Origin of the sequence: Streptomyces sp. NPDC091682 (genome assembly GCF_044756625.1) — a bacterium.
In the GTDB taxonomy this organism is placed as follows: domain Bacteria; phylum Actinomycetota; class Actinomycetes; order Streptomycetales; family Streptomycetaceae; genus Streptomyces.
On sequence record NZ_JBIVTH010000003.1, the window covers coordinates 256,616 to 275,904 of the forward strand.

24 protein-coding genes and 3 pseudogenes are annotated in these 19,289 nt (G+C 71.4%); 16 read left to right on the forward strand and 11 right to left on the reverse strand.

Annotated features, from left to right (window positions below):
- Positions 1-98 precede the first annotated feature (98 nt).
- Both ACIQK6_RS09180 and ACIQK6_RS09185 read left to right on the forward strand, forming a co-directional pair.
- Positions 99-986: a (2Fe-2S)-binding protein gene (locus tag ACIQK6_RS09180; protein ID WP_329098017.1), complete on the forward strand. Its 888-nt coding sequence runs from the start codon at positions 99-101 to the stop codon at positions 984-986.
- Positions 987-1,194: 208 nt separating this feature from the next.
- On the forward strand, positions 1,195-2,253 hold the full coding sequence (locus ACIQK6_RS09185) for a DUF2637 domain-containing protein (protein ID WP_329098018.1): 1,059 nt from the start codon (positions 1,195-1,197) through the stop codon (positions 2,251-2,253).
- A 72-nt stretch (positions 2,254-2,325) separates the two neighbouring features.
- Here ACIQK6_RS09185 and ACIQK6_RS09190 read toward each other — a convergent pair whose 3' ends face one another.
- From ACIQK6_RS09190 to ACIQK6_RS09215, 6 genes and pseudogenes are all read right to left on the reverse strand, one after another.
- Positions 2,326-2,772 carry an ATP-binding protein gene (locus ACIQK6_RS09190; protein WP_402694673.1) on the reverse strand — a complete coding sequence of 149 codons (447 nt, stop codon included), beginning with the start codon at positions 2,770-2,772 and terminating at the stop codon, positions 2,326-2,328.
- Between the two features lie 309 nt (positions 2,773-3,081).
- A pseudogene (locus tag ACIQK6_RS09195) lies at positions 3,082-3,345 on the reverse strand (thiamine pyrophosphate-dependent enzyme); the annotation flags it as partial.
- 126 nt (positions 3,346-3,471) lie between these two features.
- Positions 3,472-3,887 (reverse strand): annotated as a pseudogene (locus ACIQK6_RS09200) (AraC family transcriptional regulator); the annotation flags it as partial.
- A gap of 42 nt (positions 3,888-3,929) precedes the next feature.
- Entirely contained in the window at positions 3,930-5,195 is a 1,266-nt protein-coding gene (locus tag ACIQK6_RS09205) for a multidrug effflux MFS transporter (protein ID WP_329098020.1), read from the reverse strand.
- A 3-nt stretch (positions 5,196-5,198) separates the two neighbouring features.
- Positions 5,199-5,843, reverse strand: coding sequence for an NAD(P)H-binding protein (locus ACIQK6_RS09210; RefSeq protein WP_329098023.1), 645 nt, complete (start codon positions 5,841-5,843; stop codon positions 5,199-5,201).
- A gap of 33 nt (positions 5,844-5,876) precedes the next feature.
- Positions 5,877-6,629, reverse strand: coding sequence for an MBL fold metallo-hydrolase (locus ACIQK6_RS09215; RefSeq protein WP_329098025.1), 753 nt, complete (start codon positions 6,627-6,629; stop codon positions 5,877-5,879).
- A 79-nt stretch (positions 6,630-6,708) separates the two neighbouring features.
- On the opposite strand from ACIQK6_RS09215, the gene ACIQK6_RS09220 reads away from it, so the two are divergent.
- The 5 genes and pseudogenes from ACIQK6_RS09220 to ACIQK6_RS09240 all read left to right on the forward strand — a co-directional run bounded on the left by ACIQK6_RS09220 (position 6,709) and on the right by ACIQK6_RS09240 (position 9,218).
- Complete coding sequence (locus tag ACIQK6_RS09220; protein ID WP_402694598.1) at positions 6,709-7,338, forward strand: winged helix-turn-helix transcriptional regulator; 630 nt, start codon at positions 6,709-6,711, stop codon at positions 7,336-7,338.
- Between the two features lie 172 nt (positions 7,339-7,510).
- Positions 7,511-7,726 carry a hypothetical protein gene (locus ACIQK6_RS09225; protein ID WP_329098029.1) on the forward strand — a complete coding sequence of 72 codons (216 nt, stop codon included), beginning with the start codon at positions 7,511-7,513 and terminating at the stop codon, positions 7,724-7,726.
- Positions 7,705-7,794, forward strand: a pseudogene (locus ACIQK6_RS09230) (integrase); the annotation flags it as partial. The gene ACIQK6_RS09225 and the pseudogene ACIQK6_RS09230, both read left to right, overlap by 22 nt.
- A 127-nt stretch (positions 7,795-7,921) precedes the next feature.
- Positions 7,922-8,251: a helix-turn-helix domain-containing protein gene (locus tag ACIQK6_RS09235; RefSeq protein ID WP_402694599.1), complete on the forward strand. Its 330-nt coding sequence runs from the start codon at positions 7,922-7,924 to the stop codon at positions 8,249-8,251.
- Between the two features lie 283 nt (positions 8,252-8,534).
- Complete coding sequence (locus ACIQK6_RS09240; RefSeq protein WP_402694600.1) at positions 8,535-9,218, forward strand: hypothetical protein; 684 nt, start codon at positions 8,535-8,537, stop codon at positions 9,216-9,218.
- 127 nt (positions 9,219-9,345) lie between these two features.
- Here the strand turns inward: ACIQK6_RS09240 and ACIQK6_RS09245 are convergent, their stop codons facing one another.
- On the reverse strand, positions 9,346-9,813 hold the full coding sequence (locus tag ACIQK6_RS09245) for a DUF3592 domain-containing protein (RefSeq protein WP_402694601.1): 468 nt from the start codon (positions 9,811-9,813) through the stop codon (positions 9,346-9,348).
- Positions 9,814-10,070: 257 nt separating this feature from the next.
- On the opposite strand from ACIQK6_RS09245, the gene ACIQK6_RS09250 reads away from it, so the two are divergent.
- From ACIQK6_RS09250 to ACIQK6_RS09265, 4 genes are all read left to right on the forward strand, one after another.
- Positions 10,071-10,388 carry a hypothetical protein gene (locus tag ACIQK6_RS09250; protein WP_402694602.1) on the forward strand — a complete coding sequence of 106 codons (318 nt, stop codon included), beginning with the start codon at positions 10,071-10,073 and terminating at the stop codon, positions 10,386-10,388.
- Positions 10,389-10,432: 44 nt separating this feature from the next.
- A complete protein-coding gene (locus ACIQK6_RS09255; protein WP_329098036.1) occupies positions 10,433-10,942 on the forward strand; it encodes a hypothetical protein in 510 nt (169 codons plus the stop codon).
- 228 nt (positions 10,943-11,170) lie between these two features.
- A complete protein-coding gene (locus tag ACIQK6_RS09260) occupies positions 11,171-11,611 on the forward strand; it encodes a GNAT family N-acetyltransferase (RefSeq protein WP_329098037.1) in 441 nt (146 codons plus the stop codon).
- Between the two features lie 144 nt (positions 11,612-11,755).
- The gene (locus tag ACIQK6_RS09265; RefSeq protein ID WP_329098038.1) at positions 11,756-12,190 is read left to right on the forward strand and encodes a glutaredoxin domain-containing protein; all 435 of its coding nucleotides are present in this window, start codon (positions 11,756-11,758) and stop codon (positions 12,188-12,190) included.
- Positions 12,191-12,223: 33 nt separating this feature from the next.
- Here the strand turns inward: ACIQK6_RS09265 and ACIQK6_RS09270 are convergent, their stop codons facing one another.
- Positions 12,224-13,597 carry a protein phosphatase 2C domain-containing protein gene (locus tag ACIQK6_RS09270; RefSeq protein WP_402694603.1) on the reverse strand — a complete coding sequence of 458 codons (1,374 nt, stop codon included), beginning with the start codon at positions 13,595-13,597 and terminating at the stop codon, positions 12,224-12,226.
- 589 nt (positions 13,598-14,186) lie between these two features.
- Here ACIQK6_RS09270 and ACIQK6_RS09275 point away from each other — a divergent pair.
- The 3 genes from ACIQK6_RS09275 to ACIQK6_RS09285 all read left to right on the forward strand — a co-directional run bounded on the left by ACIQK6_RS09275 (position 14,187) and on the right by ACIQK6_RS09285 (position 15,971).
- Positions 14,187-15,170, forward strand: coding sequence for a helix-turn-helix domain-containing protein (locus tag ACIQK6_RS09275; protein ID WP_402694674.1), 984 nt, complete (start codon positions 14,187-14,189; stop codon positions 15,168-15,170).
- A 24-nt stretch (positions 15,171-15,194) separates the two neighbouring features.
- On the forward strand, positions 15,195-15,677 hold the full coding sequence (locus ACIQK6_RS09280; RefSeq protein ID WP_329098042.1) for a DUF456 domain-containing protein: 483 nt from the start codon (positions 15,195-15,197) through the stop codon (positions 15,675-15,677).
- A gap of 99 nt (positions 15,678-15,776) precedes the next feature.
- The gene (locus ACIQK6_RS09285) at positions 15,777-15,971 is read left to right on the forward strand and encodes a hypothetical protein (RefSeq protein WP_329098044.1); all 195 of its coding nucleotides are present in this window, start codon (positions 15,777-15,779) and stop codon (positions 15,969-15,971) included.
- Positions 15,972-16,205: 234 nt separating this feature from the next.
- Here ACIQK6_RS09285 and ACIQK6_RS09290 read toward each other — a convergent pair whose 3' ends face one another.
- Entirely contained in the window at positions 16,206-16,430 is a 225-nt protein-coding gene (locus ACIQK6_RS09290) for a hypothetical protein (protein ID WP_329098045.1), read from the reverse strand.
- An 89-nt stretch (positions 16,431-16,519) separates the two neighbouring features.
- Positions 16,520-16,885 carry a hypothetical protein gene (locus ACIQK6_RS09295; RefSeq protein ID WP_329098047.1) on the reverse strand — a complete coding sequence of 122 codons (366 nt, stop codon included), beginning with the start codon at positions 16,883-16,885 and terminating at the stop codon, positions 16,520-16,522.
- Positions 16,886-17,064: 179 nt separating this feature from the next.
- Here ACIQK6_RS09295 and ACIQK6_RS09300 point away from each other — a divergent pair, with 179 nt between their 5' ends.
- Both ACIQK6_RS09300 and ACIQK6_RS09305 read left to right on the forward strand, forming a co-directional pair.
- The gene (locus ACIQK6_RS09300) at positions 17,065-17,436 is read left to right on the forward strand and encodes a PPOX class F420-dependent oxidoreductase (protein ID WP_030011174.1); all 372 of its coding nucleotides are present in this window, start codon (positions 17,065-17,067) and stop codon (positions 17,434-17,436) included.
- A gap of 223 nt (positions 17,437-17,659) precedes the next feature.
- Entirely contained in the window at positions 17,660-18,034 is a 375-nt protein-coding gene (locus ACIQK6_RS09305) for a hypothetical protein (RefSeq protein ID WP_402694604.1), read from the forward strand.
- 66 nt (positions 18,035-18,100) lie between these two features.
- On the opposite strand, the gene rsgA is transcribed toward ACIQK6_RS09305, so the two are convergent.
- Positions 18,101-19,216, reverse strand: a complete 1,116-nt coding sequence (gene rsgA / locus ACIQK6_RS09310; protein WP_402694605.1) for a ribosome small subunit-dependent GTPase A — start codon at positions 19,214-19,216, stop codon at positions 18,101-18,103.
- Positions 19,217-19,289: the final 73 nt, after the last annotated feature.

The following is a 19,289-nucleotide window of genomic DNA, read 5'->3' on the forward strand; positions in this document are numbered from 1 at the left end:
TGACGGCGCGCGCAGGGAGGGGTGCGGATCGATCCGAATCAGGTAAGGTAAGGCTAACCTGTTAACGATCGTGTGATTCTGTGATTCGGTGGCCCGTCATGACCGTCACGACCTTTCCGGCTGTCACATCCACCCCGCCCGGCTCTGCGGTGATGGACGCGTTCGCCAGGCTGGCCGAGGCGTACGGCGGGCTGCGGGTGATCGAGCGAACCGCCGACGAACCCGTCCCTCGCGGTGTGGGATGGGTCGGCGCGGACGAGCTCGCCGCCGGCGGGCCGGCCCTGGACGCCTTCCTCGCCTGGGACAACGCCCAGGTCCTGAGGGACTACGGGACCCAGGCCCGCCCCGACGTGATCGCGGGCTTCGGACTGCACCGGTATGCGTGGCCGGCCTGCCTGCTGATCACCCTCCCCTGGTTCCTGCACCGGCGGGTCCCCCGCCTCCCGGTCACCGAGGTGGCCTTCCACCGGACGCTGGGCCGGATGAGCGTGCACATCGGGGAATTCGCCTGCCTGCCGGACGATCCCGCGGCCGCGCTCCCGGGGGCCCGCGTCGTGCCCGACGAGGAGGCACTGCGCGACGAGGTGCGGGCAGCGGTGGCCCAGCACCTCGGGCCGCTGCTGGAAGGTTTCGGCCCGCGCATGCGGCGCGGCCGCCGCGCCCTGTGGGGCATGGTGACCGACGAGGTCGTCGAGGGCCTCTGGTACATCGGCAACCTGCTCGGCGAGGAGCAGCGGGCCATGGCCGAGCTGGAGGCGCTCCTGCCGAGGTCCACCGCCCCGTACTCCCCCAGCTACCACTGGGAGGGGCCCCCGGGCGGCGCGGGATTCCGTACGCTCACCGGCCCCGCCGGTGAGGAGCTGCCCACCCGGGACCGGGCCGGCTGTTGCTTCTTCTACACCATCCGCCCCGAGGACACCTGTGTCACCTGTCCCCGGACCTGTGACGCCGACCGGATCGCCCGTCTCGCGGCGACCGCCGCCTGAACCCACCCCGTACGACTGATCGTATTCGAACGCAACTCAGCCCACACGGGCGTCAGTTCGAACCACAACACCCTATCCGGCGGGCCCCGCCCCCCGATGGCGTCAACTTGCCCCGAAACCCGCGTGCACGCCTCACCGGCTACGCCACTATGGCGCCCGGAAAGCCGTACAGCCGCATGGCCGCACACGCGAGGCGAGGGACATCCGCATGAGACTGACCGACATATCGCTGGACTGGCTGCTGCCCGGCAGCCTGCTGATCCTGGGCGTACTTGCGGCAGTTGCGGTGCTGGCCCGTGGCAGGCGGGAGAGCGAGAAGGCCGCGGCCGACGACAGCTGGGAGCGCAGCGAGGAACGGCGGCGGCGCAAGGAAGCCGTCTACGGGACCGCTTCGTACGTTCTGTTGTTCTGCTGCGCGGCGGTCGCCGCCGCGCTCTCCTTCCACGGGCTGGTCGGCTTCGGCCGACAGAACCTCAACCTCACCGGGGGATGGGAGTACCTGGTCCCCTTCGGCCTCGACGGCGCCGCGATGTTCTGCTCGGTGCTCGCCGTGCGCGAGGCCAGCCACGGCGACGCGGCCCTCGGTTCGCGCATGCTCGTCTGGCTGTTCGCGGGCGCGGCCGCGTGGTTCAACTGGGTGCACGCCCCGCGGGGGATGGGCCACGACGGGGCCCCGCAGTTCTTCGCGGGGATGTCGCTCTCGGCGGCCGTGCTCTTCGACCGCGCCCTCAAGCAGACCCGCCGGGCGGCGCTGCGCGAACAGGGCCTGATCCCGCGGCCGTTGCCGCAGATCCGGATGGTCCGCTGGCTGCGGGCCCCCCGGGAGACCTTCGGCGCCTGGTCGCTCATGCTGCTGGAGGGGGTACGCACCCTCGACGAGGCCGTGGACGAGGTGCGCGAGGACAAGAAGCAGCGGGAGCAGGACCGGCACCGCAGGCGCGATCAGAACCGGCTGGACCGGGCACGCATCAAGGCGCTGGGCCGGCAGAACCGGGCGTTCGGACGGTCGCGCGGCCGCCAGGTCGAGCTCCCGGAACTGACGCAGGGAGCGGGCTCCGCGCCGGTCGGCGCGGAGCCGGCCATACCGGAATCAGGACAACTGCCCCTGCAACGCCGGCCCTCCCTGCAGGCCGTCAACCGAACCGAGTCCCTTGACGTGACCGGCACCCGGATGGTGGACCTCACCGCCGAGGACGACACCCAGACCATTCCCCGGCTGGACTCGCTGGAGCGCAAGCTGAAGGACCTGGAGCAGCAGTTCGGCTGATGCCGTCCGCTCGTCCGGGGAAACCCCACGGGGCCCGCCTCCTCAGGCGGGCCCTGCGTCGTACGGCCCGCGCTACGACGCCTCGTGCCGTCCGTCGAGCTCGAACCACACCACCTTGCCGCTGCCCAAGGCGAGCGCGTCCACGCCCCAGTTGTCGGCGAGCGCCTGCACCAGCACGAGTCCCCGGCCGTGCGTACCGTCGTCGGCGGTCGGTACGTACGGTCGGGGCCGGCGTGCGGCATAGTCCCGGACCTCCACCCGTAACCGGGTGGCGGCGAGGCTCGCGTGCACCTCCGCGCCTCGGTCGGTGTGGACGAGCGCGTTGGTCACGAGCTCGGTGATCAGCAGCTCGGCCACCTCGGCGGCATCGGTCCTGCACCGGTGGCGCATCAACTCCCGCAGGTCCCGGCGGACTTCGCCGACCGCCTTCAGGTCGGCCCGGCGCACGCTCCGGGTGATCCGCAGCGTGTCCACCGCTTCTCCGCCCCCGCCCCCGCCGGCGGACGGCTCGCGCTGCACCGGCCTCCCTCTCCCCCACGGCTTCCCGTTCTTCGCCCCCACCCGCACGGCGATGTCCCTCCGGTATCCTTGCTCTCGAACAGGTCTACGGGATGCATGCCCCCCGGGCGGTTCCGCACTCCTGCGGACTCGGGGGCCGGGCAGGTCGGGGAGGCCGGATCGAGCCATCCGGATCACACGGCCGCCGTCTCCCCCGTACGCGATCTTGCTGGCGGGCCGTGCAAATCCGGCCACGGTTTCGGCGCCGGTCTTCGGAGGAACCCACAAGGCGGCCAGGTCCGTCACCCCGTCCGCCCGAACGGGCCCCCGATGCCGGAAAGCCTCCTCCAAAGCCCCTGTGAGCTGCTCGGCCTTCGCCACGCGGACCCCGTACGCGCCCGCCGCACGCACGAGGGCCGCGACGTCGGGGGCCTGGTCCGCCGCCCCGGAGGAGCGCAGGCCGGAAACCGACACCTCCCACCGGGCCCTTCCACGGGGTGAGTTGTCGAAGAGGAGCATGGTGAAGGGCAGGTCGTACTGCATGAGGGGGAGGAAATCTCCCCTCGGCATCGAGGAACCACTGGCGTCCGCCATCTACACCACTTGACGGTTCCGCTCGGTGGACCGTGCGCCGCTCGTCGCTCGGGCAGTCCCCGGCCATCCACTCCCAGCTCGTCAACTGCACGGCCTCCGGGGACGGTCCGCCGGCCTTCGGGCCCGTCAGGACTGTTCGAGGGTGACGACACATCGGCACGGACAGGTTCCGGGGGTGTGGCCGAAAGTGTGGCGGAAGACGTCGAGGAACGCGCTGGCGGACGACCAGCCGCACAGGTGCGCCACGGTGGCGACCGGGGTGTTCTCGGCCAGCAGCACCAAGGCGTGGTACAGGGGTTGCTGGGATGAGGCCCGCAGCTGGTCGGGCAACACGGCCCGCAGACGGCCGCGTTCGGGGCCTGCGCGTAGGCGGGGATCAGTTCCCGCAGGAGGGGGCCGACCGCCAGGACGGTCGGCCGGTCCAGGCCGAGCGGGTTGTCGCTCGCGGGCAGCCCGACCAGGTGCAGTTCGAGTGCACCGTGCGCCTGGTGGGCGTGCAAGGTCCCGGCCGGCACCCAAATGGCGCGGGTGCCGTCTGGCACGCTGATCGCGGAATCACCCTGTTCGCCAGACGCCGGCCCGATTCACTGGATGCCGGCCCGCCTGCGATCGCGGTGCCGGCGCGGTCGCCAGTGCCCGGCAGGTCCTCGGCGAGCCGGCCTGCGAGTGCGCTCACCGGGCATCGACCGGGTGAGGACGCCGAATGCGAGCAGGGCGAGCGCCGGCAGCACGGCGACGATGATTCCCATCGGCAAGGCGTCGGTGGCGCCACCCGCGCCGGCCAGCGGAGCAAGTGCCCCGCCGAACATGAACTGGCTGAAGCCGAGCAGAGCGGCTGCCGACCCGGCGTGTCCGCCGTGGTCCGCCAGGGCCTGGGCCGCGGCGTTCGGCATGACCAGGCCCACGCTGGAGACCAGGACGAACAGGCCGATCAGGAGCACGGGCAGGGGTGCCCGTGTCAGCACCGCTCCCAGGACCGTGGTGCCACCGGCTGTCGCGCCCAGCAGACCGGCGAGCAGCAGCACGCGGGCGCCGGCCCGGGCCACCAGCCGGCCGCTGATCTGGGCGGCCGCAATGAGTCCGGCGGCGTTGACGGCGAACACGGCGCTGTACTGCTGCGGTGACAGGCCGTGGATTTCCTGCAGGACGAACGGCGAGCCGGAGATGTAGGCGAACATCGCCGCGAAGACCAGGCCGTTGGCCAGGACGTACCCGGTGAAGACCCGGTCGCTGAGCAGCTGCCCGACGACAGCCGGCAGCGGCTGGGGCGACGCGGAGGACCGGGTCTCCGGCAGTCCTGCGGCGGAGGCCGCCAGCATCACGGCGCCCAGTACGGCCAGGCTCACGAAGATCCCCGGCCAGGCCGTGACGCGCAGTAGCTGGCCGCCGAGGACCGGCGCGAACACCGGCGCCAGGCCGGTGATCAAGGTCAGTGCGGAGAAGAGACGTGCGGTGCGGGTTCCGGAGGTGCGGTCGCGGACCATGGCGTTGGCGATGACGATGCCGAACGCCCCGCCGATGCCCTGGACCAGGCGTAGGCCGACGAGGGTCCGGACGTCGGGCGCCACCGCGCAGAGCGCGCTGGCGATCGTGTAGAGGGCGAGGCCCGCCAGCAACGGACGCCGCCGGCCGTAGGTGTCGCTCAGCGGCCCGGCGATCAGCTGCCCGATGGCCAGCCCGGCCAGGCAGGCGGTGATGGTGAGCTGGGTGGCCGCGGCGCTGGCGCGCAGGTCGCCGGCGAGGTCCGGCAGTCCGGGCAGGTAGCCGTCGATGGACAGTGGTCCCAGGGCCACGAGCGCTGCGAGCAGGACGATGAACCGGGTGTGCCGGCCGGCGGCGTCGTTGCTCATGGCTCAGTACGCCACGGTGATGCGGCGGCGGATCGCGGTGCCGCTCTCGATCGTGTCGGCCAAGGCGATCGCGTAGTCGGCGTACGAGATGCGGCTGTTGCCGTCGTCGTCGGTGAGCAGGGTGTCCCCGGCGCTGCGGTAGGCCCCGGTCCGCTCGCCCGCTCCGATGACCGCGGCGGGCGACACGTACGTCCAGTCGAGGTCGTGCACGCCGCGGTAGAGGTCGAGCGCTTCGGACTGGGCCTCGGCGTTGGCCTTCCACAGCGCGGGGAAGTCCGGGTCGTCCATGACCCGGGCGCCGGTCGGCGTGCGCAGGCTACCGGCACCGCCGATGGTGACCAGGCGGGTGACGCCGGCTCGGCGGAGTCCGTCGATCAGCGCACGGGCGGCGCCGACGATCGTGGCGCGGTCGTCCTCCTGGCCGATCCGGGGGCCGACGGCCGACAGTACGGCGTCGTGGGAGGTGGCGAGGCCGGCGACCGCGGCGGCGTCCGTGACGTCACCGGTGGTCACGGTCAGGGCCTTGTGCTCGAGTCCGTCGACGTGGCCGGCTCGGGTGACCGCGGTGACGGTGTGGCCGCGACGCAGTAGTTCCTCGGTGGTGGGCCGGCCGATGTTGCCGCTGGCACCGAACAGGACGATCTTCATGTGTTGCTCCTTGTTCCTGATGGTTTCTGATGGTCAGAGGACGGGCTGACCGTCGGCGATGATCGCCGCGGTGATGCCGCGCTCGTCGGCGGCGTGCTGGAAGCGCTGCTCGATGTCGGGTTGTTCGGTGTAGAACGGCGGGTTGTGGAACAGGCCGTAGTGCATGGCGCAGACGGTGCCGGCGCCGAGTGCGACGGCGGCCTCGACGCCCTGCTCGGGGGTCATGGTCGCCGGGACGTTGGCCGCGTAGCCCTCGAAGTGGGCGATGACGCCGTTGACCGGGACGAACGCGACGTCGAACGGGCCGTGGTCGCGGGCGATCTGCCACCAGCTGCCGTGCCACTGGGTGTCGCCGCAGTGGATGACTCGCCGGCCGGCGCCTTCGACGACCCAGGCGACCTGGTCACAGTCGTTGCCGCGCCAGTCCAGCGAGGTCACCGGGGTGACGGTCAGCTCTCCGATGCGGCGCGACCGGCCCAGGTCCTGGGCAACGGGGGTGATGCCCGCCTCGTGCAGCGCCGCCGCGCTCGGGGTGTGGCAGCCGATCGTGCCGGTGGCCGCGATCCGGGCGATCAGGTCGTGGTCGTAGTGGTCGGGGTGCAGGTGGGTGATGAGGGCGTGGGTGCCGGGCGGGGTGTCGACCGGGTCGACCGGCCGGTGCGGCGGCCCCATCACCGGCGCCAGCGGAGCGACGTTCTCGAGCGGGTCGATCAGCAGGCGGGTGTCGCCGAGACGGATCTCGACGCCGGCCCAGGCCAGCCGACGTACGGAAAGGGTCGTGGTCATGGGCAGCGACGCTAGACCGGCTTTGTTGAGAAAGTCAACAAGAGAGTATTGAATCTCAACCACCATGTAGGGTGGCGGCATGCGCACCTATGGGCAGTACTGCGGCATCGCGAAAACACTGGACGCCGTCGGCGACCGATGGACCCTGCTGATCGTCCGTGAGCTACTCGCCCTGGGTCCGTGCCGGCACACCGACCTGCGCAACGGGCTGCCCGGGATCGCCAGCAACCTGCTGGTCGACCGGCTCCGCGAACTCGAGGAAGCCGGCCTGATCCACCGCGAGGCCGCCCCGCCGCCGGTGGCCACCACCCTGTTCTCCCTCACCGAGCGTGGCCGCGAGCTGGAGCCGGTGCTGCGGGAGCTGAGCCGCTGGGGAATTCCGCTGTTGCGTGAGCCGGCCGGCAACGACACCTTCCGCACCCACTGGCTGGACATGCCCGCCCGGGCACTGACCGACCACCGCCCCGAACAGCCGGCAATCGCCCTGCAACTGCACGCCGATGGCAACGAAGACCTGGTCATCGAAGTCAAGGACGGCTCGGTGCACACACACGCCGGCCGGGTCGACCACCCCACCGCGTCCCTAACCGGACCGCCGCACCTGCTGGCCGCAACCCTGCTCGGCGACCTCGATCTGAGCGCCGCAGTACAGCAAGGCCTGCGGCTCAGCGGCGACCACGAGGCAGTACTGCGCATCCTGCCCCGCTGATGTGCGACATCCCGTGAGTTCTCCTGAGCTCTGCGGAGTCCTTTCCGTTGTGGCCAGGGGGTTCCTCCTCCTTCGAGCGCTCTGTGATCCGGTGACGCAACTTCGGGATTCCTGAAGCGTTCTCACCTCGTCCGACCGATCGGCAGTCGGAATGAAGGCGAGGAGGCTCGGGTTGGCGGCACTGGCAGTCGTACGGGACCTGCGTGAGCACTGGGCGCCGGCATCGTTTGAGGAGCTGGAGCGGTTCGAGACCGACGTGCTGTCCGGGTTCGTCCTCGCGCGGGCCTCGGCAGGGCTGGCGGACGGCACAATCCGCGGGGACGTCGGGCATCTGGACCAGATCAGGACCTGGTTCGGTCGGCCGCTGTGGGACATGGCGAGAAGCTGACGCCGCACGTCCTTCGGCACTTCTGCGCATCCCAACTCTATTCGAACGGGCTGGACTTGCTCGCGATCCAGGAGGTCTTGGGACACTCCTGGATTGCCACGACGATGCGCTATATCCACGTTCAGCAGACCCGGGTCGAGGACGCCTGGGTCACCGGGATGGAACGGGCCGCGAAGCGCTGGAAGGACTGGTCCGATGAGGTGGAACCTGCGGCTGACCGCCGCGAACAAGGGCATCTGGAAGGCGTCCGAGCTTCAGCGAAACCTCGCGGAGCACGGCCTGGTGATCTCGGCCGGGAAGATGTCCGGGCTGTGGTCCGGGCAGCCGGTCTCACTCAAGCTGGAGGACCTGGACGTCATCTGCGTCGTCCTCGGCTGCGAGATCGGAGACCTGCTGATCCCGGAGCCGGGCAAGGTCAACCGCCCTGGCCAGGAAGGGACCGGTCGAGTCGCGGTCGGCTCCGGCACCATCGCGCCCGCCGTGGTGCCCAAGCGCCGCGATGGCCGGTCGCTGCCTCCGACATGAGCCGGTATCCGAAGGGCTACCGCAAGCCCACCGACTCCTGCGACAGCTGCCTGGCCTGGGGCGACTTCAGCGGACGCCTCTGCCCTGCCTGCTACATGTTCGGCCGCAGCCACAAGACGGCCACCTGCGTCGGCTGCCGCCGCGTCCAGCCGCTGAAGTGGGGCTACTGCCGACTGTGCTGGTGCCAGGCCCGGCTCCACGCCAAGACCACCGTCGGCCAGCCGCCCGCCGAGGCAGACGTGAGGGCCGGCTCAACTCCGTCCGGCACCACCAACTGTTCTTCATGGGCTTGCACTACCGCAGAGGATCTGCACCCGTCGTTGCGCACCGCGGAGGAGGGCGGGGAGCCGTCCGGAAGCCACCACCCGCGCCGGCCTGGCGACCGAGTGCCGACTGGAGACAGCTACCGCTGTTCGGGCAGGTCCCGCGTGACTACAGCCATCTCGACCCGGCCGCCGTCGATCTGGCCGGCCCCTGGCTGGCCTGGGCGAAGTACCTCGCCTACCAGCTCGCCGAGGCACGGGGCTGGGGACGCGGCATCCGCTTCGCCGTCAACCGCAGCCTGGCCATCGTGCTCACCGAGTACGTCGAGGGCGACGTCATCCGCCACAGCGAGATCTTCACCCCGCTCCGGGCCCTCGATCTGCGGTTCGGACACACCACCACGGTCCTTGAGGAGATGGGGATCTTCCTGAACGACAGCGAGCCCTCCTTCGAACACTGGCTTGCCGAGCGCCTGGAGGGCCTCGCCCCCGGCATCGCGGCAGAGGTCGAGCGCTGGACCCGGGTTCTGCATGACGGCGGCCCCCGCAGCCTTCCCCGACAGCAGAGCACGGTCTGGCTCTACCTCAACGGGGCCCGTCCGGCACTGCTGGGCTGGTCGGACCGCTACGACCACCTGCGGGAGGTGACCCGCGAGGACGTCCTCACTCGACCGACTCGAAACCCTCGTCCGCAACCGTCTTAAACGGCTTCAATACCGGCCCGACACCCTTGACGGCTTCATAGCAGGCACCGGCCTGACCCTCGACGCCCCGGCATACCTTGACGAGTCGAAGTCAGTAGCACGGTGATCGGCATGTGGGGCGGGCACGTCATCCAACGGCGCTGGACACCGCGCGCCGCCGCCGTGCTCGGGCCACCGTCTTCATGACCGGCAGAAGCAGGAACAACACGGCACCCGCGCCGGTCGAGGCGGCTAGCAAGGTCGCCCCGCCGCCCTCCACGTCGGCCGCGGCGGCGACTGTCTGCGGATCGTCCGCCCGGTACCGGACGGTGAGGTGCGCGCCCACGGGGTATTTGCTGCCACTACTGCCTGGGGGCAAGGCCGCCACGACGGTGCGGTCCTGCGCCTCGAAGGCGACCGAGCACTGTCCCAGCGCGCACGTGCCGCGGGTATGCATGGTGGCGTCGGCGCGCACACCGTCGCGGAGCGAGCGCAGATGCTGGGCCTGGGGAATCAGTACCAGGGCCGACAGTGCGCCCAGGAGTAGTGCGAGACCGAGCCACACGAAGACTTCCGTACGATGCCCGGCGCCTGCACGTACCGTCTCGTCCACCATGTTCCCTACCCCCGTATGCCCTGCTCACGTAAGGGGCAACAGTATGTGGGGCTCCGCGGCGGGGTCACCCGTTGCTGGCGGCACCCATGAGCCGGTCCGGTTGCCGGACATCGGCAGAACGGGTGGCCCGAGCGACCCCGTTGCCACGGTCGTCCATACAGCCAGCACCTCAAGCCCATCAGGCACTTCGCCAAGGTTCACCCTGACAAGCCGAAGTCAGTATCGCCGGACGAGCACGCCCGCTCGACGACCTCACGATGAAACTGCTGCTGGACTGGCTGAAGCACCGGCGACGCCGGTGGCCGAACACGGCAAACCTGCACTTGCTGATCAACAACCAGACCGCCATGAAGACCAGCCGCGCAAGCAACCACTGGATCAGCGCGGCGATGCGCGGCCAGGACGCGACGCTGGAGCGGCTCCGCGTCGACCGGCAGCTCGAAGAGGCCCTCACCCACGGGCCGGACCCGCTCCACCTCGCCGAGGTGTTCGGGCTCGACGAGAAAACCGCGATGCGCTACGCGGACTCCGCACGAGCACTACTGGAACAGGCCGCTGAACAGCAGCTTCTATGAAATCTGCTCGACCGGGACGCACCCTGAAGGGAATAATCGGGCCGGTGACGTCGACCGAAGCAGCAGCAAGCGCCCTACAGGACCATGCCACCCTCTGGAGCGTGGGAGAAGCCCGTGCGAGCGACGTGGTCGATGCGGCCTGCGATGCGCTCGTCGCCGGACTCGACACCCCCGGCCTTCGTATCCTTGCCGCCTGCACACGTGCCGAGGCGGACTATGACGTCCACGATCTGCTTCCCGCAGCACTCGACGAACTCGGCCTCACCTTCTATTCGCTGGCAAGCGATGCCGGCCAAGAAGCCGCCGCCCGCGCGCTCGCACGCCGCATGCTCGCCGGCGAGCTGACACCTGGGGAGTTCACTTTCCGGATTCACCGGCGCTACGGACATGAGCTGCCCCTGACTGAGCGGCTCGCCGAACTCGACGACGAGTACGACGTCCTCGAATACGGCGACAGAACAGCGGCACAGGTCGATGCCGAGGTCACGGCCGAAGCCCGCCGCCTCGCAGCCCACCCCCACGTTCCCGCCGAACCCACGGGCACGCTCGGCTGATGCACACGGATCGACCCGCGGGTTCCCGCTGAACAGGCTTCAGTTTCCCTGAACCCACGGGGCTCTCCGGGTGTGAGTGGTTGCCGTACGGAAAGTGCCGCTGAGATTGATCTTGCTCCTGCTGGGCTACTTCGCGGGGGCTTCGAGCTGGCGGGGGCCGCCGACCCGCGTCAAGCCTTCTCGGCATGTGGAGTTGACGTCCCACGTGTACTCGGGTCTCCTGCTGCGATGTCTGACCTTCGCTTCCAAGAGCCCGACTGCGATGCCACTCTCAAGGACTGGCAGCACGTCCACAACACGATCATCCCCACCCACGTCTTGTCGTTGGAAGAGGTGCGGGAACGTTCCGAGCGTCACCGCCTGGAGATCGCGCACCTCGATGACACCCTCGTGGGCTGCAGTACGGTGCGCCCGCCGACGGATGACACGCGGACGGCGACGGTGATCGCCAGGGTGCTCGCCGCGCACCGTGGACAGGGGTTCGGGGAGGCCCTCTATCTGCGGGGGCTGCACCGGGCGCGGGAGTTGGGCGCCAGGGTGATCGAGACCGTCGTCCTGTCATCGAACCACGACGGCCTGCGGTTTGCGCTGGAGCACGGGTTCGTCGAGACCGAGCGCTACCTGCTGCCGGGGGACACCATCCCCTGGATCGACTTGCGGCTCTCCTGAGCACGACCGGCCCGAAGGACGTCACCCCGCGGCCCGTGCCCGTGAATTCACCAATCGGTCCCGTTCCGGTCGCCTGTGCCGTTCGGCCGCTGAAGGGCGGCCTGGTGCGCGGAGCGTTCCGACCCGTCGATAACCTGCGTCCTCATGATGCGTGCGTGGATGTTGCCGATGCTGTTCGGGGCCGGTGGAGCGGTCGTCTCGGTCGGCCTGGTCTTGAGCGGGAGCCCCGGCCCGGCCGCGGCGCTCCTCCTGGTGTTCGTGCTGCTGGCCGGCGTGCACTCGCCCCTGATGTTCCCGCGGTCGATCGGTGCGCCCGAGGCGCAGCGCCGCAGCGCGGCCGACGGCCGGCCGGTCGTCTTCTGGCGGCCGGGCTGCACGTACTGCATACGGCTGCGCATCCGGCTGGGCCGCAGCGCCCACCAACTCCACTGGGTCGACATCTGGAGCGACCCCGCAGGAGCCGCAGTGGTCAGGGCGGCCAACGACGGGAACGAGACCGTGCCGACCGTCCTCGTCGCGGGCCGGCCGCACACCAACCCGGATCCCGCATGGGTGCGCGGACGGCTCGGACGGCCCTAGCCTTCCGCGTGCCCGGAATCCGTACCGCCCCGGCTACGCCTCCCAGACCGCGGCGGCCGTGCGGTCGTCGGCGTACCCCTTGAGCCGGAGCTGGATGTCCGCGAGGAACGCCGCGAGGCCCGGCGGTTCCTGACGGGACCAGCGGGCGGCGAGTTCCGCCGGGAGCGCGGCCTCCTCACGCATCGGTTCCGACAGGCCCCCGGAGCACAGCAGCAGGGTGTCCCCGGGCCGGGCCACGGCCGCGCGGAAGCGGAAACCGCCGTCCGCGTCCTCGGCCGGCCCGGCGGGCTCCAGGTCCTGCCACTGCCCTGCACGGAGCCGGAAGAGGCCGCCCGCGCCCGCTCCGAAGCAGACCCGGGTGCGGCACTGCGGGTCCACCGGGAGCAGCAGCCCGCGCAGTCCGGCGGTGTACGCCGGTTCCGCGAGCCCCAGCTCGGCGGCGTGGGCCCGCAGTCGCCCGTACCCCCGGTCGGTGAGTCGTTGCAGGCCCGAGCGCAGGGCGTCGCGGCGCCCGGCGCGAATGTCGTCGGCCAGCCGCTCCTGGCTGCGCCCGACGGCCGACGCGACGGTGCGGCACAGTTCGGCGGCGGCCTCGGCGGCCCCGGGGGCGGCCCGGTCCCCGCCCGCGAGGGCCACCAGGACCAGCGCGTCGTCGCCGCTGCCGAAGCGGGCGGTGAGCAGGAAGTCGCGGCGGGCCTCGCCGCGGTAGCGGGCGGAGTCCCCGCGCAGGGAGGCGGCGCGCAGGGTGTAGGTGCCGTAGCGGGCCCCCTCCAGGACGGTGTCCGGGGTCAGTTCCTCGATGGCGGCCGGGGCGGTGGGCGGGAGGGGGCCCGGCTCGGCGGCGTAGGTGGGAGCGCGGTCGCCCAGGTGGGAGACCTCGGGTCGGACGGCCTCCGGTCCGTCCGCCACCGGCTCGGCCACCGGCCCGGACTCGGCCACCGGCGCCGGCTGCTGCCGCTGCAGCTGCTGCGGGGCCGGATCGAACCAGGCATCGGGGCTCGGCGAGTCCGGGTGCCGCACCGGCAACTCGGGCCCGCGCACCGGTGGTACGGCCACGCCCCCGAGCGCGTACCCCGTGGCGTCGCCCGCCCGGGGATCCCTCGGCGGCGGGAGGTCGGGCAGGGTCGGGGTGGGCGCCGGCTCCCCCTGCCGGGGGCCGGGCAGCAGCGACTCCGGGGCCCGCGGAGGTTCCGGGGCCCGCGGAGGTTCCGGCGGGCCCGGATCCGGCGCGAGGTCCGGCGCCGGGCCCGCGGCAGAGGCCGCGACCGGCACCGGTGCCGGGTCCGTCGTCACGCCCGCCGCCGAGCGGAACCGCTTGTCCAGGGTGTCCCCCGGGTCGGGTTCCGCTCCCGCGTCCGGGCCCTCGTAGAGCTTCTGCCACCAGTCGTCCGCGCCCTGCTGACTCATGGCTCCATTCTCTGTCCCCCACGGGGGCGGAAAACGCCGAATGCACGAAAAGGGTCCGCCGGGCCGCCGTCCTCCGACTCCCTTCCGATTCACTCGTACAAGTCGGCGTACGCCGTACGTCCGTACGATCGTTTGGGTGACCGTGGCGCCCTTCGCATGGGTCAGTTCGGCCTTCGGTGACGCGTACTTGCCGCAGGCGCCGGCGTGGTCGACGACCGCGCCCCACCGGGCGGCAGCCCTCGCGGCCCGTGGCACCGGGCCCGATGCCCTGGCCGTTCGCCGGGGTGACCGTCTTCGTCCCGTACGGCGGGGCCGGTTGCCGCGGGAAGGGGATCCCCAGCCCCTGCGGGTACGCCGGCGCGTCAAATGCCGTACGCGATATCGGACGCATCGCTCTCCCCTGGTGCATTCCGGCCAACTGCTGCGTTGCCCGGTGAAAGCGCCGCGTAAATGGCCTCTGGCCAGCGGATGTTGGTGCTGCGATGGCGTCACCTTGGCAGAGTGGAGTCGGGTGCGGCGATGATGTCCGCGGCGGGTTTGCGCCGTGGCCGCTTCCCGCCGGGCGCGTGTCGAAAGGTGGGTGAACGAGTTGCTGGGTGCCATAGGCCTGGACGAGGGCCAGGAGTCGGCGTACCGCGCGCTGGTCGCGCTGGGGGCCGCGGAGGTACCCGACCTCGCGCACCGGCTGACGCTGCCGGTGCCGCAAGCCGAACGAGCCCTGCGCCATCTGGAGCGGCACGGACTGGCGGCGCAGTCCTCGACCCGGCCCGGGCGCTGGGTGGCGGCCCCGCCGGGGGTGGCCCTCGGGGCCTTGCTGACCCAGCAGCGGCACGAGCTGGAGCAGGCGGAGCTGGCGGCGGCGCTACTGGCCGAGGAGTACCGGGCGGAGGCGACCGAACCGGCGGTGCACGACCTCGTGGAGGTGGTGCAGGGCGCGAGCGCGGTGGCGCACCGCTTCCACCAGATCCGGCTGGGCGCGGAGAAGGAGGTCTGCGCGCTGGTCACCGGCCGGCCGCAGGCGGTGACGGGGACGGGGGCGGACCACGACGCGGCCGACCGGGGCTCGGTGCGCGGGGTCGACTACCGGGTGGTCATCGAGCGGGAGGTGCTGACCGCGCCGAGCGGGATCCGGGAGGCGTCGACGGCGCTGGCGCGCGGCGAGCAGATCCGGGTGACGGGGCAGGTCCCGACCAAGCTGGTGATCGCGGACCGGTCGCTGGCCGTGGTCCCCCTGACGGCCCGCGGGGCGGATCCGGCGGCGCTGGTGGTGCACGCGTCGGGGCTGTTGGAATCCCTGACCGGCCTGTTCGAGGCGGTGTGGCGGGAGTCGTTGCCGCTGCGGCTGGGGGCGGCCGGTTCGGCCGAGGAGGCCGGGGGCAGCCCCGATGCCACGGACCTGGAGATCCTCTCGCTGCTCCTGGCGGGCATGACGGACGCGAGCGTGGCGAAGCACCTGGAGTTGGGGCTGCGGACGGTGCAGCGGCGGGTCAAGGGCCTGATGGAGCTGACCGGGGTGACGACGCGACTGCAGCTGGGCTGGCACGCGTCCGAGCGGGGCTGGGTGGCCCGATAGCCCCAGGTCGGTCAGGCTGAGCGCATGGATCTGCCTCAGCTGCTGCTGGTGGGGCTGGTGCTGCTGCTCGGGGTGGTCGGAGTGCTGATCCCGGGTGTGCCGGGCACCTGGCTGGTGTGGGCGGGGCTGCTGTGGTGGGCACTGCACGTGCGCTCGGCATCGGCGTGGACCCTGCTGGTCGCGGCGACGGCCCTGCTGTTGGTGGTCCAGGTGGTGAAGTGGCTGCTGCCGCCCCGCCGGGTGCGGGGGCTGGGCATCACCTCCCGGATGGTGGTGTTCGCGGGGGCCGGGGCGCTCCTGGGCTTCGTCCTGGTGCCGGTGGTGGGGGCGGTTCCGGGCTTCGTGGGCGGCATCTACCTGTGCGAGCGGCTGCGCCTGGGCACCCACGGCGAGGCCTGGGCGTCGGTGCGGGCGGTGATGCGGGCGGTGGGGACGAGCGTGCTGGTGGAACTGTTCGCGTGCCTGGTCCTGGTGGGGGCGTGGGTGGGGGTGGTGGTGGCGCAGTAGGCGCCCGACGGCCGGCGGCCGGCGCGGGAGACCGGGGTGCGGCCCTCGCGATCAGGGGATACGCTCTCGGCCCCTGACTCGATCGGTCGTGGAGGCGCCATGGGTACGTCCGTTCCGGGCACGCCGACCTTCCCCGCCCCACAGCTGCCGGCGGAGGGCGGCGAGCCGGCGTGCCTCCTGCACCTCGTCTGCGACGCATGCGGAAGCCTGGAGACCGCGCGCGAGGCGCACGGCTGCCCCCAGTGCGGCGCGCCACGCGCCGACGGGGACGACGGGAACCCGGGGCTCCCGTAACGGCGTTCGGTGCGGGAGCAGACGCCCGAGCGGGATCTTCGTTTGCTGCAGGGCGCCGGCCTGCCGAACTGCGCGGTGCCATGGGCTACGACTTCGACCGGCTGCGCGTCCGGCTCCGCTCCCGGGGCATCACAGCGTGCGTCGCCCGCGAGGGCGCCGATCCTTCCCAGCACCCCTGCGACCGCCGGGCCCCCGATGGAGGGCGATCCTCGGCATCACCCTCAGTCACGGGATTCAGCGCTTGACGATGACGTAGACCTTGTCCGGCTCGCGCAGCGTCATCAGGCCCCCCGAAATCAAGCAGGCGATGAAGGAGACCAGCATCCCCCAGGGCGACCACGTGGCGACCGAGATGATCAGCCCGAGGACGCTGAGCCCCAGGATGAACGGGGACATCCACACGAGCAGACCCAGGAGCAGGAATCCCAGGAGGATGTCGAGCCAGAGCATGCCGGTCATCTGAGTCCCCCACAATTCTTCATGTACGCAACCTCATCGCATTGCCTTGTGTGACCGGGGTTCTGCGTCCCCGGAACGCCGACGGAGGGCTAGGGCGCCTCGCGCCGCGGCTGGGGCGGCGAATAGGCCCTGAGCAGCGCGTCCAGGGCGGTGTCACGATACCGAAGTTCCCGCAGGATCCAGCCCTGGAGCTGCTCTTGCAGTGCGGCGAGCCCGGCGTTGTCATCGGCTTCGAGGCAATCGACGACCCTCTTCTGCCAGTCTTCCAACTTCCACATGTGATGGTTCTCCTCGTGCGACGAACGGGCGCCGGCCAGGAAGAAGGTCAGCGTCATGTGGTGGTTCTTCCACTCCTTGCCGACGGCCTCGGCCGTGACCAGTGCCGCCACCCGCTGGGCATGCTCAGCCGCCGAGTTGTCCGCCGGGTCGATGTTCTCGCTCACCGCTTTGATCATGGAACGACGATAACCTATTTTCGTCGAAGCGACGATAAAGGGGTCTTCTCTCGCCGGCGCTACGCCGGGTCGTCCGCAGCACAGACGGCCCAGGCCGTCTCTTCCGGATCTTGCCGGGCGAGACGGCCTAGGACCGTAGCCCGATGCGGGGGCCGGCGGTGGCTGCGAGGCTGGTCGGCATGACGGACTTCAAGGGTTTCAGCGAGGCCGAACTGGCTTACCTGCGCTCCCAGCACCTGGGCCGCCTGGCCACGGTGGACGCGGCCGGGCAGCCGCAGGCGAATCCGGTGGGCTTCTTCCCCCAGGAGGACGGGACGATCCTGGTGGGCGGAATGGCGATGGGCACGACGAAGAAGTGGCGCAACCTGCACGGGAACCCCCGGCTGTCGCTGGTCGTGGACGACCTGGTGAGCACCCGGCCGTGGCGGGTGCGCGGCATCGAGATCCGGGGCCGCGCCACGCTGGAGACGGGCCCGCACGCGTTGGGCCCCCATTTCAGCCCGGAGGTGATCCGGATCCACCCGGAACGCGTCCACGCGTGGGGGCTCTGACCATCCTCGGGAACCGCCGGTGTGCGGGTGGCCGACCGTCGCCGTACGGATCCCGACGCTGACGCTCTGTTTAGGGGCGGAGCAGCGACAGTAGGGGGTCGGGCTTGTGACGCTGTGAGGGGGAGTACCGGTGCCGATCCGGATGAGGGGCCGCGCCATCGTCGATGCCGTGGGAGGTGCCGTTTCCGCGGCCTCGCACGCCATGGCGCCGCAACGGCGGTCCGTGACCCGCTTACGCCTCACCTGCCTCTACGGCGGGGGGTTCATGATGGCCGGGACGGCGCTGCTGGCCGTGGTCCACCTGCTCGCGGTGCAGGCCGTGAGCAGGGGCAACGATCCGGTGTTCGAACTGCGTTCGGAGTCCGCGATCGTACTGGCACCGGCCGGTTGTCCGGAGCCGTCGGACCGCGGACGAGCCCCCTGTCCGGCCCCCGTGCCACAGCAGCCCCAGGACACTCTGGTGGCGTCCACCGCACTGGTCCTGGCCGCGCTCGTCCCCCTGTCGGCCGCCGCGGGATACGTGACGGCCGGATACGCCCTGTCGCCGCTCCGGCGGATGACCCACAGCGCGCGACGGGCCTTCAGCGAGTCCCCTTGACGGGTAGGGGCGTCCGGGCGGGGCGGGGGCGGGGTCCGGCCCACGGCACCCCGCCCCGGCTGCGCGTCAGACGCGGCCGCCCCGCTTCGCGGCGTGGTTGGCCCGGCCCTCCGCCGACTTCATGCGCCAGTCGCGGCGGATCTCCGACCGCAGCCGGGCGTCCGTCTTGGCGACGATGCGCTGGTTCTCCCGCAGGAGCTTGCGGTAGCTCTCCAGGCGGCGGTCCGGGAGCTCACCGGATTCCAGCGCGGCCAGCACCGCGCACCCCGGCTCCGCCTCGTGCGCGCAGTCGTGGAAGCGGCAGTGTTCCGCGTACTCCTCGATCTCCGAGAAGACCTGGCCGACCCCGGTCTCGGCGTCCCAGAGCCCGACGCCGCGCAGTCCGGGGGTGTCGATCAGGACGCCGCCGCCCGGCAGGGCGAGCAGGTTGCGCGTGGTGGTCGTGTGCCGGCCCTTGCCGTCGACCTCGCGGGCCGCCTGCACCTCCATGACCTCGGTGCCGAGCAGCGCGTTGGCCAGGGTGGACTTGCCGGCGCCCGAGATGCCGAGCAGCACGCTGGTGCCGTCGCCGACGATCGCGGCCAGCACGTCCGTACCCTCCCCCGTGAGGGAGGAGACGGTCAGTACCTGGACGCCGGGCGCGGTGGCCTCCACGTCATCGACCAGGTGCCCGAGCGTCGCCGCGTCCGGAACCAGGTCCGCCTTGGTGAGGACGACCAGCGGCTGCGCCCCCGATTCCCAAGCCAGGGCCAGGAAGCGCTCGATGCGCCCGAGGTCCAGCTCGACGGCGAGGGAGACCGCGATGACGGCGTGGTCGACGTTGGCGGCGAGGATCTGCCCCTCGGACCGCTGCGAGGAGGTGGACCGTACGAAGGCGGTCCGGCGCGGCAGGTACGCCTTCACGTAGCGGGGATTGCCGGCCGCCTCGACGGCGGCCCAGTCCCCGGTGCAAATGACGCGGAGCGGGTCGTGCGGAGTGACGAAGGCGGTGTCGGCGCGGACGATGCCGTCCGCGGTCATGACGTCGCACTGGCCGCGGTCGACGCGTACGACGCGGCCGGGCAGGAGGCCCTGCTCGGCGTACGGGGCGAACTCGGCCTCCCACGCGTCGTCCCAGCCGTAGGTGACGAGGACGTGCTGTGCATCGGAAGGAGCGGACGTGTGGAGCGAAGCGTTGAACAAGGGGGACCCTTCGAAGGGTGGCCCCGGCGGCGCGCTCTGCGCGCGGAAGTCGAGTGGGTGTCAGCCGGAGACC